This is a genomic window from Paenibacillus septentrionalis (assembly GCF_042659865.1).
Taxonomy (GTDB): domain Bacteria; phylum Bacillota; class Bacilli; order Paenibacillales; family Paenibacillaceae; genus Pristimantibacillus; species Pristimantibacillus septentrionalis.
In genome coordinates this window covers 1-1,167 of sequence record NZ_JBHSTE010000026.1, presented here as the reverse complement: position 1 = coordinate 1,167, position 1,167 = coordinate 1, and the positions used below count along the sequence as shown (strand labels likewise).

Sequence of the window (1,167 nt, the reverse complement as noted above, 5' to 3'; positions counted from 1 at the left end):
AAACCAGACCTGACGCCGCCAAACGCACCGAAAGTGGATCAGATACCAGATCAAAAAACAAAGATTGAGGGGCCGGGAGATAGATTACCTGATAACATGTTAGGAAAGAATGATGCTGATCCGTTTAGGGATATTTACGGTCCAGGTCGTCTCTCTCACCCCGAAGAATGGAATAATATTATTAAGAAAGCTCAGGAAGCAGGGGTTGAAGTAAGAATCCTGGATCGTGATATTATGGCATATGCACCAAGAGGAAGTAATCCAGGACAATTGAATATATATTTAGATGCTTCAATAAGTGCTCTAAGACATGAATATCAACATTTCTTAGACGATATGGCAAAAGGCTACCCCAAATTGGATGTTACTTATGAGTTCAAAAATAGAATTATTATGGAACTCAGAGCGTATATGGTTGAAATTAAAGAGGCTGACCGAATAGGTAACAAGGCTCTTGCTGAGCAACTTTGGAATAACTATAGAGCAGAAAGACAATATCTGATAGACAACTTTGGTCCTGTAAAATGAATAATGGAGAGGTGATAAGAAGTGAGGCCTTTAAGTTTATCGAAGGAAATAAGAGATGGCAAATTAAACGATCTTGAAATTATCCAGTGTCTAGATATTCATCATAATCAGGTATTAGTTAGTGCTATAAGTCAGATTGTCAGTAGAAAACTCTGTAACGAAGAGATTATTTCTAAACTTTCTTACATCAGCAAATTCAGAGACCCAAATGTAAATAAACTCTTTGGGATTGACACTATAGGGCACTATAGTATAGCGGCACTTTTGGCTATTGCTACTCCTGAATCGATAAACAAGTATGAAGAGTTAATGGCTGATCTTGATGATTGGGATAAAGAAATTGTAGAAAGAATTGCAGAAGGCATGAGTTAATTATGATTACTGATGCAAACTTATCCTCCGCACGCAATTATCTGGGTCAAACCTTTCAATATCATTCTGGTGACATTATCCTCTTTGAATCCGATTATTCCGTACGAAATGATTTTCAGGGACAAGGAAAATAAAGCCATAGCCATCCGATCATTTCCTGATTGGGTGGCTATGCGTAAAGGGGCATATGGAGATGGCCAAAATAAGCGTATTTCGTCCAGATCGTGTGCGGCAGCTGCAACGGGATCTGGAGCAGGTGGCAAGCGC

3 protein-coding genes are annotated in these 1,167 nt (G+C 39.1%); all 3 read left to right on the top strand.

What is annotated here, in order from left to right:
- Positions 1 to 96 precede the first annotated feature (96 nt).
- Complete coding sequence (locus ACFP56_RS21730) at positions 97 to 528, top strand: hypothetical protein (RefSeq protein ID WP_379238596.1); 432 nt, start codon at positions 97 to 99, stop codon at positions 526 to 528.
- 21 nt (positions 529 to 549) lie between these two features.
- Positions 550 to 900 carry a hypothetical protein gene (locus tag ACFP56_RS21725; protein ID WP_379238594.1) on the top strand — a complete coding sequence of 117 codons (351 nt, stop codon included), beginning with the start codon at positions 550 to 552 and terminating at the stop codon, positions 898 to 900.
- 84 nt (positions 901 to 984) lie between these two features.
- Positions 985 to 1,167: hypothetical protein (locus tag ACFP56_RS21720; RefSeq protein ID WP_379238592.1), on the top strand; the 183-nt coding region annotated here is incomplete at its 3' end.